Source organism: Fervidobacterium sp., assembly GCA_026419195.1.
GTDB lineage: Bacteria > Thermotogota > Thermotogae > Thermotogales > Fervidobacteriaceae > Fervidobacterium.
On record JANZZV010000008.1, the window covers coordinates 13252 to 31651 of the forward strand.

Annotated in this window: 10 protein-coding genes; 5 read left to right on the top strand and 5 right to left on the bottom strand. The window is 33.8% G+C overall.

The features are described 5' to 3' along the window. Position 1 precedes the first annotated feature (1 nt). Together N2Z58_07130 and N2Z58_07135 are read right to left on the bottom strand one after the other, a co-directional pair. Positions 2-1900: an anaerobic ribonucleoside-triphosphate reductase gene (locus N2Z58_07130; protein ID MCX7654426.1), complete on the bottom strand. Its 1899-nt coding sequence runs from the start codon at positions 1898-1900 to the stop codon at positions 2-4. A 14-nt stretch (positions 1901-1914) separates the two neighbouring features. Beyond that, entirely contained in the window at positions 1915-2478 is a 564-nt protein-coding gene (locus tag N2Z58_07135; GenBank protein MCX7654427.1) for a radical SAM protein, read from the bottom strand. 211 nt (positions 2479-2689) lie between these two features. Between N2Z58_07135 and N2Z58_07140 the strand changes: the two genes are divergently transcribed. From N2Z58_07140 to N2Z58_07150, 3 genes are read left to right on the top strand one after another with little or no spacing between them, the layout of a single operon-like run. After that, positions 2690-6007, top strand: coding sequence for a UvrD-helicase domain-containing protein (locus N2Z58_07140; protein MCX7654428.1), 3318 nt, complete (start codon positions 2690-2692; stop codon positions 6005-6007). Between the two features lie 2 nt (positions 6008-6009). Further along, a complete protein-coding gene (locus N2Z58_07145; GenBank protein ID MCX7654429.1) occupies positions 6010-9369 on the top strand; it encodes a PD-(D/E)XK nuclease family protein in 3360 nt (1119 codons plus the stop codon). Positions 9370-9402: 33 nt separating this feature from the next. Next, positions 9403-10077 carry a hypothetical protein gene (locus N2Z58_07150; GenBank protein ID MCX7654430.1) on the top strand — a complete coding sequence of 225 codons (675 nt, stop codon included), beginning with the start codon at positions 9403-9405 and terminating at the stop codon, positions 10075-10077. A gap of 58 nt (positions 10078-10135) precedes the next feature. On the opposite strand, the gene N2Z58_07155 is transcribed toward N2Z58_07150, so the two are convergent. The 3 genes from N2Z58_07155 to N2Z58_07165 are packed head-to-tail and all read right to left on the bottom strand — an operon-like array spanning position 10136 to position 14295. Then, positions 10136-11068 carry a 1-phosphofructokinase family hexose kinase gene (locus N2Z58_07155; protein ID MCX7654431.1) on the bottom strand — a complete coding sequence of 311 codons (933 nt, stop codon included), beginning with the start codon at positions 11066-11068 and terminating at the stop codon, positions 10136-10138. 24 nt (positions 11069-11092) lie between these two features. Continuing rightward, a complete protein-coding gene (locus tag N2Z58_07160; GenBank protein MCX7654432.1) occupies positions 11093-12766 on the bottom strand; it encodes a hypothetical protein in 1674 nt (557 codons plus the stop codon). Beyond that, positions 12763-14295, bottom strand: coding sequence for a FapA family protein (locus tag N2Z58_07165; protein ID MCX7654433.1), 1533 nt, complete (start codon positions 14293-14295; stop codon positions 12763-12765). Before N2Z58_07165 ends, N2Z58_07160 begins: the two co-directional genes overlap by 4 nt. A gap of 179 nt (positions 14296-14474) precedes the next feature. Between N2Z58_07165 and N2Z58_07170 the strand changes: the two genes are divergently transcribed. Together N2Z58_07170 and N2Z58_07175 are read left to right on the top strand one after the other, a co-directional pair. Beyond that, positions 14475-16133 (top strand): sensor domain-containing diguanylate cyclase, encoded by a 1659-nt coding sequence (locus N2Z58_07170; protein ID MCX7654434.1) that lies wholly within the window; start codon positions 14475-14477, stop codon positions 16131-16133. A 92-nt stretch (positions 16134-16225) separates the two neighbouring features. Continuing rightward, on the top strand, positions 16226-18391 hold the full coding sequence (locus N2Z58_07175) for a cation-translocating P-type ATPase (GenBank protein MCX7654435.1): 2166 nt from the start codon (positions 16226-16228) through the stop codon (positions 18389-18391). The last annotated feature ends 9 nt before the right edge of the window (positions 18392-18400 follow it).

An 18400-nucleotide genomic window follows, 5' to 3' on the forward strand; every position in this document is an offset into this window, starting at 1 on the left:
TTTAATTTACCCGATAAAACACTCTTTTTGGATATTCTTCGTTTTGCCTTGTCTTGTTAAATGACTTTACTGGCACTAAGTAACCAACTATCCTGATGAATTCATCTACTTTGTGTTTGCCACACATTGGACATCTCATACCATAAAAGGCATGCCCATCTTCACATACATTTATCTTCTGATTAAAAGCAAAATAAACAACCCCCATACTTGCGACAAGATTCACCATATTCCATGCTTCTTCTTCGTTCCTAAAAGGTGAGTCTAAATTTATGTGCAATATTGCTCCTCCTGAAACTTTTTTATCGTACATACCTGAGTATCGTATTCTGTTCAACATATCTGTATTAGTTGTTAGTGGCAACCACTGATTGGAATACAAGATGTATTTGGTGCCATACAGTAAATTATCCTTTTGTGCTAGTGTTACTGCTGCTTTCTCTGCTGGTACTTGCTCAATATTGAATGTGAATCCGTATATCTCAAAGGCTTCATCGTTTGCTTTGGCAATTTGATTAAGCACATCGAAAATAAACTGCTCACCTTCTTTTGTGTACTTAACGCCATCTATATCTTCATATGTTAATCCAAGAATCTCACACGCCTCGTATAAGCCGTTTATACCAACTGTGCCATATTGGCGATTCAAATCCATCAACCCCAAATTGTACAACGGCAATACACCTTGCTGAATCCTTTCTTGAATTATACTTCTTATTGCCGAAAGTGTTCTATGAACGACACTTAGTTTTTCCTTGAGCTTGCTCATAAACCCAGCTTTTGATTTAGTCTCTAATGCAATTCTAGGAAGATTTATCGTCACGACTTTGAATGAACCAATGTTTAAGTCAGAACCTCCAATAGAATTAGACATACCAGCCAATTTCTCAGGTCCTATTTTGAATTTGAGATTTTTTGTTGAACTTGTTAGTCTACAACACGATGCCACAGCATCTATACTATCTGAAATATACCAATTTGTATCCTGCCATTTCAAATTAACTTTGTTTATAAACCTTGCACTATCTTCATCAACGAACTTTCCATCTTTATACAAAAGCGAAGCTGTCAGAACTGGAAATGTGAACATCTGCTTTTCCCTTTCCTGACTGATCCAAAGCCAGTATTCTTTTTGTAGTGCAATTATATCTTCCACGTAATCAGTTATAAGTGTTCCATCCGGATATTTCTCACCCTCAAAGATAGTTCTAATGTAATTTCTGTCAAGATACGTAAAATTTGTATAAGGTGACTGAGTACCACGGATAGGTTGATTGATAGAATATGTGAATATCTGGAAATGCTGATGGAGATATTGTTTTTTCTGATCTTCCGGAATAATTCCAGCCTTCAGATCTTTATTGTAAAAATAAGCAAGCCAGACAAAAAAGTCAGGTAAACCAACTGCCCCTGATTGCTGGTTGGAGGCAAACATTACAAACTGTATTACATGTTGTATAAACGAAGAAAGATGCTTTGCAGGCACCGATTTGATGCTATCGATAAAAAACAACCCTTTTTCAACTATTAATCGTAGCGAATAAGCATAGCAATATGGTTCGAATGCAGCGTGATGCGCATCGTGCAGATATATATCGCCATAAAGCTGGTATTTTAAAAATTTTTCTGCCTCTCGCTGTCCAAATAAATCTTTCATTCTCTCGTAAACATAGTAAAGCGAATACAACTTAGACCATGGTTTTACAACTTCATTGAAATAAGTATAAACGTTTGTGCTTCTAACATTTGCGTTTGAATCTATCGATGAATCCAGTATGCCGTTGTTGAAAAAGTGCTTTGTGAATTTATTAATATCAAGCTGCCAACCTAGACCTTCGAGTTCTAAAAGCTTCTCTGGAGTCTTTTTGAACTCTTCAACAAAATCAGGAGAAAAACTCATTAATGATAAAAAATTTAATAATTCTGACATACTTTCTCCCCCCATTCCGTCAAACCTTGCAATATTGGAAGCAGCCTATCTTTTGTTATGTAAACTTGATTTTTTGATGCAGGAAATGAACCTGTATCATATTCTTTGACATACTTTCCAAGTACGAACTCATCAAAATAATCCAAAGGAATGTCTAAATAAAGTAGCTCTTTGAAACTTCTCCAAGTATACAATATAGTCCTTACACTCTCTCCATATTTCTCTTTTACAAACCTTGCAAGCAAATATGCTATTTCTCTATTTATTTTTGTCAAAGGTTCACCCCCGAGCAAGGCAAGGGATATAACTTTGTGTGAAATTAACAGCTGCTCAATTTTTCTATCCAAAATTTTTAGAAGATGAGAAAATTCAACTTTGTAAGTATTATCAAATTTCCAAGTTTCAGGGTTGTGACAACCAATGCACTTAGGAATAGCATCACAACCTTGGAAATAAACGCTAATCGAAGGTAAATTTGGATGATCTCCATAAGTCACCCTCACACTTCTGATAAGCCCAAAAGAGTTACCAAGCTCTGAAAATACCATAAACTCTCCCCCTCGAGAAATCCTCTTGATAACTTTATATTGTGTCTTTGACAATATGCACTACTATATATAGTATCACAAATGGACCGGAAAGTCAATGGCAGCAATGAAACAGGATTATGGTAGAATTATAAATTAGGAAAGTTAGCTAGACATTTAAATCTATTTTGAAGATCGGAACCGGATCATAATCATTTGGAGGGAAAGATCCATGATAAAGTCACCGGCTGAGTTAGTGCGTGAGAATCCAAATTGTAATTATTTTATCTCTGCTTCTGCAGGCACCGGCAAAACTTACACACTCACAAATTACTATATGGGTATTCTCGAATATTGGGAGAATTATAACAAACCTGATATTGTCGACAATATTTTGGCTGTAACATTCACTAATAAAGCAGCAAATGAGATGAAAGATAGAATTATGAGTGAAGTAAGAAAGAAAATTCAGGCAACGTCAAATATTTACTGGCAGCGTGTTTATTCAAATATGTCTCGTGCTGTTATCTCAACAATAGATAGTTTATGCAGAAGGATTTTAGTCGAACAAAATATAACTGCTGGTGTTGATCCAAATTTCAAGATAATAAACGAGCTTAAGCAGATGAAAATAATAGATAATGTTTCAAAATACGCCATAGAAGTTGCTTTTCAAATATACGAAGATATTGATGTTAAATTTCGACAAACGCTTCCAGTAGAAAGAAGGAAAAGACTGGAAAACTATGTTTCTGAACTAAGACAAAATAAGGAAGCTATACTTGAACTTTTCAAAAGACTGGAAAATATCGACACTGTTAAAAAACATATAGCAAACGTTGTGAAGAATTGGCGAATAGAATTAAACTATTCTAAGATAAGTGAGAGACTTTTAAGTTTATTCAAAAAAGTCGGAACATCGTTGAACGTTTTCAGGCTAATGTGTCTAATTGCTGTAGAGCTATACGAAGCAGAGACTCTCGATAATTTCGAATATGACTTCAAAGGTACGCTTGAGAAGGTTATAAGTTTACTCCAAAACGAAGAACAGGTTAGGAAACAATATCAAGAAAGGTTCAAATATATTATCGTTGATGAATATCAAGACACAAATGACTTACAAAGAAGACTATTTGAGATGCTCCATACAGACAAAAATTATGTTTTTTATGTAGGCGATAGAAAACAATCGATATATAGATTTCGTGGTGCTGATGTATCAGTGTTCATTAAAACCATGAACGAATTTGAAAAAAAACAAAAAGATAGTCCAGAAAAGTATAAAATTCTTTCTTTACAAACGAATTTTCGTTCACACAAGGATTTAGTAAAGTATTTCAACTATGTTTCTAAAGAAGCAATATTTTGTTCGAAAATAAAATCTGATTCGCCGTGTTCAAATTCAGAAGATGAAGTTAATGGCGTTAATTATTACGAAGTTTTCAGACTCAGATTTCCGGAATTGTACGATAAACTTTTCTTTTTGGATGATGACATCTCAAATGCAAACAATCAAGGTTGTGAGAATGAAACACTTCCACAAGTTAACTTGGAAGAAAGTTATAATCTTCGCAGAGTTGTTTATATGTGTATAAATGATAGAGAAAAACTTAATAATAATACCTACATGGAGGCTTTGTTGGTAGCAAAAGTGATTAACGAGTTAGTGGGCAAGGAGATGACGTTTTTTGAAAAAGACTCTTCCGGATTAAAGCCTGTAAAAAGAAAGATCACTTACAAAGATATAACCATTCTTTCTTACAAACTTAGCAATGTAGAAGACACGTACAAAGATGTGTTTGCAAAGTTTAATATACCACTGTACGTTGTTAAAGGAAGAAGCTTTTACAAAAGGCCAGAGATCAAATCAATTATAAGCGCACTGAATGTTATTCAAAACCCAAACAATAATTACAACTTCATGGAATTTTTCTTCACACCGTTTTTTGAAGACACCGAAGTTAAAGATTCTTTCGACAAGTTTAAGATATTCCACAAAATAGTCTCTAAAGCAAAAGAAATCAAGGATAAGGAAGGAACATATTCGTTTTTCCAAGCAGCAAAGGAACTCTCAAACTCAGGTTCTTTACCAAATTATGTCTTAGAGATGATACAACTTATTCAAAAGTACGACGAAATGAAATATTTCTTAAGACCAGCAGAGGTCATGAAAAATTTTATCAAAGAGAGCAATTATCTAACCAAAATTGCTAAATTTGAGGGTTCTGAACAAAAACTAAAGAATGTAAAGAAATTGATGGACCAAGCATCCGAATTCAACCAACAGGCTAATTCTTTCCTTGAGTTGACGAGACTGTTTGAGAAAATAACTGACTTGCAAGAAATGGAAGCTTCCCAAGTTTCCGAAGAAAATGATGTAGTAAAGATGATGACTGTGCATGCCTCAAAGGGTCTGGAATTTAATATAGTGTTTTTGGTTGGAAATAGCGAATCGGAGAAAGATGAGGAAAATGTTATGTTTCCGGTAAGTGATGATGGTGATGGTAGGTATCTGCACATAAAGCGATTTTTGGATAAATTCAAGGATGAAATTAATAGCGACAGTGGAGAATATAAAGAACTTATAAAACAGCTCGAAGCGGAAGTCATCTTTGATGAAACGGAGTTGCTTAGAAAAATGTACGTTGCAATAACACGTGCTAAGGATATGCTATTTGTAGTTTTACTACCCGATGGTAATAAAAACAAGGCATTAACGGCGAAAAAAATTTTCGAAAGAAAGCATGATGATGAACACAGAATGTTAATAAATATCAGTAAGAATTTTTTAGAAGAAATAAATTTAAAATCTCAACAAGATAATGAATATCCCAAAGATGAACAAGAGATTCTGGATGAAGCTATTGTTGAAAAACAGATAAGCGATCTTTCCGAAATGGCGTACAAAAGGTACTTATCCCCGACTATCCTTTCCGGTATTTTAGACGAAAAAAGTGATTTTGAAATTGATCATGAAAATTTGGAAGAAGTAAATGAATCAGAGAATCTCATAAGCTATCCATCCAAAATATCGGATAAGTTATCCAAATTCTTAGAATCTTCTTCTGAGATTTTGGAAGGTAAACAGATTCACAGAAAACTTATGAGTGTGAATGAATACAACCAGATTGTATATCTTGCACAAACTGGTCAAATACCACAAGGAATTTTGAAAGCCCATATATTGAAAGAATTATTTGAAAACAGTAAGGTATTATCAGAATGGCGACTTGCCAAACACTTTGAAGTAAACGAAAAAAAATACGTGCTTTTTGGAATACCTGATAAAGTTTTCTTTAAGGATAACAAGATCTATGTCGTTGATTTTAAGTGTACTTATCTTAGTTGGGGAACATTAGAACTAGAAAAATTTATATTTCAAATGCAATTTTACATGTATCTTCTGAAAGACTTTGGAAAAGTGGAACGTGGTTATATTGTAAATATAAAGACCGGCTGGGTTGTTACCGTAGAATGTCCGGATGAAAAATTTACAGAGCAAATCGCTGAAAAAATCAGACTGTTTGAATCAGCTGAGGTGGTGATTTAACAGTGGAAAAAAATAAAAAAGCCCTCGTCATTCCAGTAAACAACGAACATTTTGATTTGATAGTATCTCAAATACAACAAATTTATTTAGAGAATCCTTTCGATTTTCTTTTCATAGGTCCAACTGGTTTCTACACACGCCAAATTGCAGATAAAATGGCTCAGAATATGGGCAAGACGTTAAATAGGAACGCGTTTTTAGTCATAAACCAATACGTTACCGAATTGCTGTTGCAAAGCAACTATGATGCCGAAGTACTCGATAGAGACTTTTATACAATTTACATATCAAAAACTATTGAAGAAATGTACGAAGAAGCAAGAAAAAGCGAAGATAACGTTGATAACCAAAGGATTCTGCTTCTAAGGACTTTGTCAAAATCGAACACGATCATTCAATATATTGTAGAGATATTTGAAAAACTTTGGGAATTAGAATTGTACGGTGAACAAATAGAAACAACTGGACATTACGCTCTTGTTCAAAGTATTTTAAATGACGAAAGCACGTTTGCACAAATAGTAAGAGATATAGTTACAAACATAAAACAGGCAGTAAAAATGCTTCAGTCAAGAAGTGTTTACGACCCGATTAGTGTGTACAATTGGTATATTAATAATGCAAAGCATATAGAAAAGCAAAGGAAATATCTTGTAATAAGTGGCTTTTTCGATATGCCACTTCTAATACAAAAAGCTTTAAAAGAGATGATTGAAAAAAGCGAAAATGTTATCTTCTTTGTTTGGCAAAAAATAGAAGACGAACCGTTTGAGACTCTCAGAGAAATATACAAGTTTCTTGAAGAATTGAATTTCCAATTTGACTACACACTTTGTCCAGAAGAGAGTATCAGTGTTAAGAAGCTTTTAGAAAAAAACGACATCTCTTGCGTGGATACAGAAAATGTTTACTTTCAGTACCAATATATTGTTAAAGAAGTCAAAAAATTGCTCTTGGATGGAGTAAAACCAGAAGATATAGGTATTGTTGTTCCTAATTCAACCATTAGCTTGCGGATAATGGATGAATTCGAAGAAGCGAAGATCCCATACAGATACAGTGGAAAAAATTCGCTTGTGGAGAGCCAAATTGTTAAAATTTTATTGCAACCCTTAGTAACTATTGAAAACAACTATAATAGTGAGGACTTGCTCGCCTTGATCGAATCTCCATTGTTAGGAATTAAAAAAAATTCCAACAAAGAAGACACACTTAATATGACCCAATCTTTTCTTGTCCAAAAAAGAACTCTCACAATGGACGAGATAGAACAACTGTTTAAAGAATACAATTATTTTTCGATAAACCTAACACCATCTGAAATGAAGGATAAAGAAAAAAGGCAGGAAGTTTACTTCAAAAACCTCAACGAAGATATTGAATTTCTGAAAGGAAAGTTGAAACAAAATGAGCAAGAATTCGATGGTGAAGAAAGTGAAGATGAAGAAGAGATAGATGTAATGGCTTCGGTAAAGGAACGATTAGAAAAATTGGAGAATTTTAAACATATAATGGAAAGAACTTTCGAAATATTGGATGATATACATGAAAGTAGAAAAAACGATGTGGACTTTTTCGATTGGTATAGGGGGTTTATCGAGAAATTTATAAACTCTAACGACACGCTCAGTAAACTTGGCAAAACCAAGTCTTCCTATTCAACTTTTTCAACTATTAAGAGTCTTGGAAAGGAACTGAATGCGTTTTCTAAATTTATTGAGGTGTTGAACAAGTTAGAAATGTACATAAAAAAACTAAGAGAAAGCAATATTGTGAAAGAACTTAAGAGCTGGGATAGGATATTTAAATTTCTCCAAGTACTTCTAAACACAGTTGGGTATAGGGACACATTTAAATCGGCTAATGTAATTGATATTATTGACATATCAACAGCAAGGTTTGTAACAAAGAAGTACAAATTTTTTGTGGAATTCACTGATGATTACTATCCTTCAATAAACAAGATAAATCCTCTCTTGTACAGAACAAACAACGAACGTTCAAAGATATACGAGGTACTTGAAAATAACGAACGTAGAAACGTGATCTTATCCTTCGTCTTTTCTGAGTGTGCAAAGTTGTTATTTCCTCGTGCTACAAACACTGGCGAAGAGCTTGTTAGATCAAAGTATATCTCCGAATTCTGTAACGTCTACGAGCAAGCAACGTTCACAATAAACGATATATTTAAAGAAATCGACTACAAAATTTATAAGTTGAAAAATTCTACAAAACAAAAATTTTATATTAAACCTTTTGATTTCATTGTCGGACAAACTAATGTGTTTGACTTCAGTCACTCGAAGTTATCAAACTACTTACGTTGTCCGCTGCAATTTTATTACTCATCTATAGCAGATGTCAGCAAACCAGTAAAATCAAGCGAAAAATTATCGATAGGTGTTGGATTAATTGTCCACAGAGTGTTGAGAAGATTTTTTGAAAAACCAATTGGGTTTCATATAGACGAAGATGAGGTAAAAAACTGGATACGTGAAGAATATAGTTCTATATTCTCCGAAGGCATATGGAAATATTCTGTACCTCGGGAAATGAAAGTCAATGAAATTTTGAAATCATTGATACCTTTGCTAAGAGATTTTGTAGAATCAAGAAGAATAATAAAACTCAACGCAAAGTCTTTTAAACCAGGAAAAGACGGAAAGAAAACTAATGCAAATTTAATATCTGAAAATACCGTTGCCTTAGAAAAAGAATTTAGAATAAATCACGGAAAATACAATTTAATAGTCCGCATTGATAGGATAGACAAAGTAGAGCAAAACTATGCAATGGAAGATGAGAAAACCCCGATTGATAGACCTGCATATGCGATAATAGATTACAAACACTCAACATCCACTGATAACTCTCAAATCGAGCAGTTATTATTGTATGATTATGTAATTTCAAATTCAGAAAACGATCTGATTCCAAAAGATAAACCCGTAGATTTTTATCTTATTTTACTTGCAACAAAGTTGAGTAATGGAGGTTACAAATACTCATATGTAAAGAAGGAAATAAGTGAATCACAGTATTTAGTTTTCAAAGTAAAAACTGAAGGAGAGGAAAAAAATAACTTTATTGTCATTGAAACAAAAGAATTTATCGACTGGCTAACTGAACTGCTTAATGAAATATCTCTAAATGGTGACTTTACTCCCGTGTTTATAGACCCAACCTCGAAAAGTTTTATAAACAAAATTTCTACCACGGAAAATCAGGAGTTTGACGTTCCAAAAGGATCAAAACAGACCAGAAAATGTCGCGGATATGGAAAGCTTGGTCCAATGAATTGTCCCTATGAACCTGTTTGTTCAGTGTTTGAAGTTTACGGGATTAAATTGGTAAAAGGTTAGCTTTTGATTTTGTTCTAAAGGAGGGAAGGATCTATGTCATATACAATTATGATTTTTCTTTTAATTTCAGTATTTATTGCCGATGGATTAATAATTTATACGGTTTACAAAGTTAACAAAACAAACTATGAACAGAGGAAAAAGATTTTTAATAGCCTGGGATATAGAATAATAGAGGCAAAAAGTAAGGAACATAAGAGCATCATTAAAATTTTTGAAAAGGTAAGAAATATCCCTGTTTTGCTGTTAAGGTTTGATTTTATTGTAGAACTTTCTCATGGTAGTTATTTCTTCGAGGTTGTTGCTAATCAAAAAAACCCAGCTCCTTATACTTATGGAATTTTGGAAATGATACCCGATGAATTGCAAAATTTTCCAGATTTTGCAATCTCAAAAAGGTCTTTATTTGGTAAATTATACACAAAAACACAAGATCCATTTTTAAGAGATTACAAACTTTATCCTGAAGAAATGTTTGGTATGCTTGTGAATTCGTCAATTTATGAAGACTTAAAAAATCTATTTAGCAAGAATGCTGGTAAGCAAGTTAAAAAATTTGGTGAATACGTTGCATACTACGAAACTCTATCAAAAAGCATCAAGATAGAGAATCTATACGATAAACTACAAGAATTTGAACAATTCAAGAAAAATTTTTTGGAGTTAATTTCTCAAATGAATTTAGAAAAACCGAAGTTGGAATCTTAGAATTCGATGAGAAACGAAATTAATTCTTACGAATCTTATGGAAAAACATAACAACAATTTAACAATTTAATTCTTCTACGAATATTTTGTCAATTAGCTTTTCAACATCCGACCTTCTACAAAGTCTTGTTCCAGGTGTCATTACTGCTGCGGTTCCTGCAGCGTTAGCCCATCTCAATGCCTCTTCATCGCTTGCTCCTTCAGATTTTTTCAGAACAAATCCTGCCAAGAATGAATCTCCAGCACCAACAGCACTCTTTACACTTACCTTAATTGTTTTTGTAAAGAGCACTTTTTCTTTTGAAATGAAATAAGCACCCTCGCCACCAAGAGTTAGCAATATACCACTAAGTTCGTGAACTTCTATCACTTTTCTTGCTTCGGAAACTATTTCGTCCTTAGAAGAGATGTGTTTACCTATCAGTCTTTGAAATTCATGGAGGTTAGGTTTTATATAGTCAGGTTGAGCAATTAAGCCTGCTTTTAGCTTATCACCATCAGCATCGAAATAAACCGTTGCTCCCCATTGCTTGAGAGCAAAAATTATACCAGTATAAAATTCTGAAGCAACTCCCTTAGGCAAACTTCCGGAAACAACAACTGTATCTTTTTCTCTTACAAGTGCTTGTAATACCTCAAGAACTACCTGCAGCTTTTTAACACTTATTTTTTCTCCTGGCATACTTATTCTGTACTGACCTTTGCTCGTTTCTAAAATCACATTCATTCTTGTTTCTTGCGGAACTCTGATTGAGCTATAAATAACACCTTCTTTATCAAGCATTTCCTCCAGTTTGCGTCCAGTGTCTCCTCCAACAAGAGCAATAGCTATTGAAACACCACCAAGCTCTCTTATAACCCGCGACACATCTATTCCTTTTCCAGCGGGATAATCAACAACCTTTTTTGCACGAATTGTATCGTCAACGATAAGTTCATCAACATATATATACCTATCAAGGCAAGGATTCATTGTAAGTGTAAATATCACAAAGCTCCTCTCCTTTTTAACATTTTATTCTAAGAATATCTTCGGCAAAATGCTGTAACACCTATCACCAAAGTCAATAGTAACAGTTGCTAAGTCATCTTTACCTTCAATTATAGCCAGTTCGTCTTTTGATTTTCTGAGAGATCTGAATTCACCAAATCTCAAAATGTCCTCTTTTGAGAATGAATTTTTATTAAGTAAGATGGAATATTCTATGGAACTAAACAGAACAATGCTACTTAACACAAGAAGTTTTTCATCTTCTAAGGTTAAAGGCCTCTTTAATTCGTAATAAACTTTCCCATAAACTGATGCAACATTTTTTATCATTAGTTCATTTAAGCTATCTATTTGTCCGTACACATACTTGTCATAGAGAGATATACCTTTTATAACAAATGGGAAAAAGCTTTTACTGTAAGTTTCGAAAACATCCAATATATCTTCTGGAGCCATTTCTTGAAAAGCAAGATAATTTTCGACTATAAAAGATATCACTGTGTTGTAAAATTCAACGACATTCTTTTCCTTGATGAGTTGTTCGTGATAAAATACATTTTGGATTGCTCTGAGTATTTCTGTAGAAATCGTTTGCTTTATCAATTCCTTTACTTGTTCACTCAAATAACCAGGTAACACTTCCTCGCCTACAATTATAAATACATTTTCATCCATCAATTCAAAACTGTAAAAATCAAGTGCTTTCGATAGTTCTTCTTTAATTTCATCATATGTGATCAGATTTGGAAAAGCTCTTTTCTCAAAAGTTTTATAAAATGTCAGCCTTAGATTTTCCTTTCCTTCATAAAGTAATACATGCTTTGCTTGGTAAACTTCCGCTATATAGTCCACTATGTTCTTTTTAAGTTCATCAAAGTTTTTTGAAGATAAGACATAAACAGAAAACTCAGATAAAGAACGCAAAATAAATTCATACTGTTGTACAAGTTTTTCATTCTTTCCAAAAATTTCTGCACTTTTCATCAGATCTCTACCTTTTTGAAAAACAAGGCCAATAGCGCTGAGTATACTTTGTTCTTCAATTTCAAGATCCTTTCTTTCAAGCAATACATAAAATTTCTCGCCCTCACTTCCTTCAAACTCAAATCCAAAGCCCTCCGATGTTTTACCGAATATCAATCCGTTGAATTTTGGAGTTTCTATCTCCTTCTCGAATTTGAAATTTCCCACGAAATAGATTAAATGGGAACGTTCCTTGAGGCGTCTATACACACCTACAGAAGTTACAAATAGCTCACTGATCGTTTCTGCAAAAAGTGGTAAAAGAAGTTCAGTGGGAAGTGGTTCAGTTAAAGATGAAAGAATCGAACCTATTCCACTGATTTGATAAGAAAACTTTGTTAAACGCTGTTCTATATCGGTCAACTTTCTAAACTTTTCAGAGTCTGCGTAGATACTTTTTAATTCTTCTGGTAGAGGTTCTTTCGAAAAAATCAATACCTCTTCCATTTCAAAAACATAAGGAAGAAAATGAAATGCTTCCTTGGCTTTTTCGATGCCATCAAAAACAAAATCTTCTACTAAGACTTCGTTAAAAAAACTCACAATCCAATAACCCGAAAAATCACTTGACTTTCTTAATGCTACCACGTTCTTAAAAAACTTTAGAATATATTCATCTAAGAGTGTTGTCCCGAAAACTTTTGAGTATTCCACAAGATCTCCAAAACACATCATTCGAACTTCACCTCATTGTCTTCATCTATGTACAAAACCCTAAAATATGATTCTGCTATGTCAACGGGTTTATCTTTAAGTATGACTTTCAAATCTCGAGCTTTTGACGTTATATAGACAGCTCCTTCACCTTTAACATGTGACAATAAATCCTTAATTTCTTCAATTCTTGACTCAAGTTTGCCATACATTTCAAGCATTTTTTTGTACTTTTCGGTAAATTCTTTTTGCATTTTGAGTTCTTTTTCCATCTCATGTGCACTTAACTTGCCTTCAACTAATCTAGTGACACATTCTTTTATCCTTATGGAGAGATCGATCATTATCTTTTTTGTTTTCTCTTTCTCGTCCTCGAGTTTCTTGATAATACTGACAAGTTCCCTTCGAGAAAAACCTTCAACCCTCAATTTTCTCTTGCCTCCGACTATTTCCTTGACATATGCAGCGTACTTTAAAGAAAGTTCCGTATTTACGAGTTTTCCACTTTCACCACTCAAGAAAAGTGAACCTTCACATTTTACTTCACTGTTCATAATATACTCGTTAACAAATATATCCCCACCTACGTTTATTTTTGCATCTTGGATGAATTTAGCACTCAAATTTTTCTTACATGAAACTTCTGTCTTTTCACCACCGAAAATTCCACCTTTCACTGTTACACTTTCCTCGGCTTGTATGATACAATCTTTCTCGACACCACCTTCTATCGTTATATTTTTCTTAGAAATTACCTTGAACCCAGCTCTTACCCAACCTTTTATGTATACATCAACCTCGGAATTGATATTGCCTGTTGAAATGTCCACATCTCCTGGAATATAAAGCACGGGGTCTACAGAAAACTTGTTATCCTCAAATTTCAAGACACCTTCAATCCTTGCCCTTATCAAATTGTTATCCAAATAAACGTTGTCACCTAAAACGTAAACTGCTTTTTCACCTTTTTTAGATTTGAGAACTCTGCCCGTGACTGTCATACCGTCGATACCGTCTGTTGGAGGAATTATTTCAGCAATAATCTGGTCTTTTTTGACAAATCTGAATATATCAAGATCGTAAAGATTTACCCTACCTTCCTTGGATAACTCTCTAATTCTCTTCTTTGGCAATTCAACATGCATTACTATTCTTCCGTCATCGCCATTTACCGGTACCTTTCCAATAGCTGCTACAAACTCTACATTTTGTTTCTCCAAATTTTTTTTGATTTCTTCTTCAAGAATACCGTAAACAACTCCAGAGTTTTTAAGCTTCTCAAGAACCTTTTCAAAAGAAAAGGCTACTTTGACATTGATTTTGACCCTTGCCTCCATTTCATCAGGAGAAATAAGAACTGTTATATCCTCCGGTAAAATCTCCTCTATGCTTTCGTCTTCTTTTGCTCCAAACTTTATCAAGAAATCAAAATTTTGCCTGATTCCAAGTGCGGACAATTTCTCAATTATCTCTTTAATCTCTTGCTGACTTAATCGGCCACGTCCTTTCTTTATATAAAGTGCGCTTCCTGCGCCGAATATCTCGTACAATCGGACCACCTACCTGAACTGTTGATAGTTTATAATATAATTATACATCAACTCCTAAGGTAATTTCAATAGAGTCGTATAAGTTCATTTGAGAATGGGGTATGGTTTTCGAAAAATACAATTTGTGATAAAATACATAAGGAAACCATCTTTCAGAAAGATAATAAGGAGGAACATAAATGTTTTTAAAAAAGAAAATAATTTCTTTTATAATTATAATTTCTATAGCCTTAGCAATGTCTTTGAGTATTTTTTGGTATTACCAAAATTCAATAGTTGATTCTACCATACAAGTTTTTAAAAAAACTGTTGAAATCTTGGCAGAAGGTATTTCTGCTTCCTATTTTCAATGGACAGAGATGTACAGTGCCTTTTTAAACAACGACGATGAATTCATTCAAAGAATGCTCAACGATATAAAATTAGAATTTCCCGAGGTTGAAAATGTAATAATCACTATCGACAAAATAGAAAAAGATGATCTTTTCGAAATCTCATCTGACGAAACAAGTATAATTATAAAGTTTCGTATATGTAACACAGAAGGCACTAAATACGTACCGAACAAATTGGTTTCAATTTTAATCCCTGCTCAAAAAATATTAGACGGGTTACACGTAAGAAATATACTTATCTCAAAAACAGGATTTAATTTTATCTACAATTTGAAGTATAAATTTAGGTTCTCAATCGCTGATTTAATCATATTTGTTGGCTTACTGTCTATAAGCTTAATATTAGCAATTTTATATTTATTTACCACAGAAAGAAAATTAAGACAGGCCGAGTCAACTGAGAAGTTAGCACTCGAGGCTATCACAGAGCTTACACAGTCACTTCTTAAAGGTATTTTGGAACCAAGCTATCAACTATTGTTACAGAAAGCTGTTCAAATAATCCCTGGTGCACAAGCTGGTAGTGTTTTAACAAAAGAAGGTGAAGAGTTTGTTTTTTCAGCCGTTGTTGGTTACGATTTTGAGGCTCTTGCAAATTTAAGACTAAAACCACACGAATTAGCCCAAGGATTTGAAAAAGATATAAAGATAATACGAAATATAAGGGATTTCGACAAGAAAAACCTTACAGATGACAAAATAAATATATTAAGAAGTGCAGGTCGAGTTAACGAAATAAAATCCACTTTGTCCCTCCCAATAGTTGTTGACGACGAAATTAAAGCATTTCTTAATCTCGATAATCTTTCAAATCCCGATGCATTTTCAGAATTATCAGTTCAAATAGGAAAGGTATTTGCAAACCAATTAGGAGTAATATTTGAAAGAATAAAGTTAGAAAAAGAACTGAGAGAACAGAAGGAAAGGTTGGAATACCTGTCACTTCACGATGCACTTACCGGGCTTCCCAACAGACGTTTTCTTGAAATAGAAGGTGAACGTCTAATCGCGCTGGCAAACAGGGAAAATAAAAATTTGTGCCTTATGTATCTTGATTTGAAAAAATTCAAGCCAGTAAATGATGCTTATGGACATAATGTGGGAGACTATGTGCTTAAAGTTCTTAGTGAAAGATTTAAGGTTGTGATAAGAAAAAGTGATTTTGTTGCAAGAATGGGTGGAGATGAATTTGTGTTCTTACTTTACGACTGTAAAGAACATCGACATTTTATTGATAGAATCCTTGAAGAGATAGAAAAAGATATATACTACAACTACATTAAAATAAACATCTCAGGTAACTTCGGAATCGTTTTTTATCCACAAGATGCTTCCACCTTCGGTGAATTGATTACAAAAGGAGATATCGCAATGTATTATGCAAAATCAAATAATTTAAAATACTACCTCGCATCGAACCTAAATATAAATTCCAAAGAATAAATTAGTTCTATCTAATTGACTAAGAAGCCAATAAATGATAAGATAATAATGTATCTTGTAAGATTCCACTGAATTGATGGAGGTTATTTTTTTTGGAAGACAAAAAAACGTTAAAAATTACAGGTATGACATGCACAAATTGTGCAAGGATTGTTGAAAGATCACTTTCAAAAGTTGAAGGTGTTAAATTTGCTGCAGTAAACCTTGCAACAAACACCGCGTTTGTTGTGTTGGATAAACCTATTTCTGAGGAAGCTCTTGTAAAGGCAGTCCAAAGTGTTGGATACGATGTCTCAAATGAATCAGTTGAACGTATAGAAGAAAAACGCCTCAAACGTATCAAAACAAATATGCTCATTTCACTATCGGTTAGTATTCCTTTAATGCTTTTAATGTTTTTACACATGAGTAATGTTCATATTCCATATTTTTCTGAATTTGAAATTGTTTTGTCTGCAGTAGCAATTTTTTACGCTGGACGCGATACGGTACGTGCTTGTTTAATAGCCTTAATGCACAAGCATGCAAATATGGATACATTGATAATATTCGGTTCTGTAACTGCATGGTTAACAAGCATTATTAACTACTTTGGGATTAATGTACACCCATTTGGAACTATTGGTGCGATGATTATCTCACTTCATCTTGTCGGTAGGTTTATAGAATCTTATCTAAGAGATAAAGCTTCAAAACAGATACAAAAGCTGCTTTCCATTCAATCTAAGGAGGCACAAGTACTTACTGAGAAAGGTGAGTTCATGATGCCAATAGAGGCTATAAAAGAGGGATTTACTGTAGTTGTTAAACCTGGCGATAGAATTCCAACGGATGGTGTTATATTAGATGGGGAAACATCAGTAGATGAATCTATGATTACTGGGGAACCTATACCCGTGGTTAAGTCCGTTGGAGATGAAGTCATAGGTGGTTCTCTTAACCTAAGTGGATTATTAAAAATTAAAGTTACAAAGACAGGTGAAGACACTTTCTTGTCAAAAATGATATCTCTTATTCAGCAAGTTCAAGGGTCAAAGGTACCAATTCAAGCGTTAGCGGATACAATTACAAATTGGTTCGTACCACTTATTATTTTTTTGGCTCTTTTGAGTGGAATTGTGTGGTATTTTGGTTTTGATACACTCAATATACTCACGAAAAATGTAAGAGAAATTTTGCCGTGGTCAATACACATAGAAGATAGAGTCTCTTTTGGAATATTTGTCTTCTTAACAACAGTAGTGATAGCTTGCCCTTGTGCACTTGGTCTTGCAACACCTATGGCACTAATCGTAGGAACGTCAATTGCATCGAAAAGAGGATTACTAATCCGGAACGCGGAAGCCATCCAAACAGCTAAGGAAGTAGGATATGTTCTGTTTGACAAAACAGGAACAATAACGAAAGGCAAACCCGTTGTTGTACATGCACAATGTCCACTTGAGGACAAAGAATATTTAAGCGTTATCGAAAGTTATTCAAACCACCCACTTGCCAAAGCTATTGTAGAATATCTTGGAAGAGACAACAAAGATGGTAAAATAATCAACTTTGAAGAGTTCAGCGAGGTTCACGGAGAAGGTGTTTATGCAAAAATTAACGGTCAAAATTACTTTATCGGGAAACCTCGCGATTTTTCAAAATATGAAAATTATTTATCAGTAGGTGCCTCCGTTGTAGAAGTAGTAAAAAATGACAATGTTATTGGTTTCTTCGTATTTCAAGATATTCTCAGGGAAGATTCTAAGGAGGCTGTAAAAAAGCTTTCAGAATTTGGAATTGTACCTGTTATGGTGACTGGAGATAACGAAAAAACCGCAAGATATATTGCAAACGCAGTAGGTATTAATTACGTTTATGCAAACGCGAAACCTCAAGATAAGCTATCTGTACTGAGAGAATTTCAAAGCAAAGGCAAAAAGGTAATAATGGTGGGAGATGGAATAAATGATGCAATAGCCTTGAAAGGAGCCGACATAGGAATAGCTATAGGCAGTGGAAGTGACCTTGCAATAGATAATGCAGATATCATAATAACTAAGGGAGGGATTTCAAAAGTTGTTGATGCCATCCAAATTTCAAAAGCAACATTTAAAATCATAAAAGAAAATCTTATATTCGCATTTTTTTATAACATTCTCGCTATACCACTTGCTATGCTCGGACTTCTACATCCCGCGATTGCAGAAGGTGCAATGGCTACAAGCTCAATAACGGTTATCGTTAATTCTCTAAGATTATCGAAGCTTTCTAGCTGATAGTTTAAA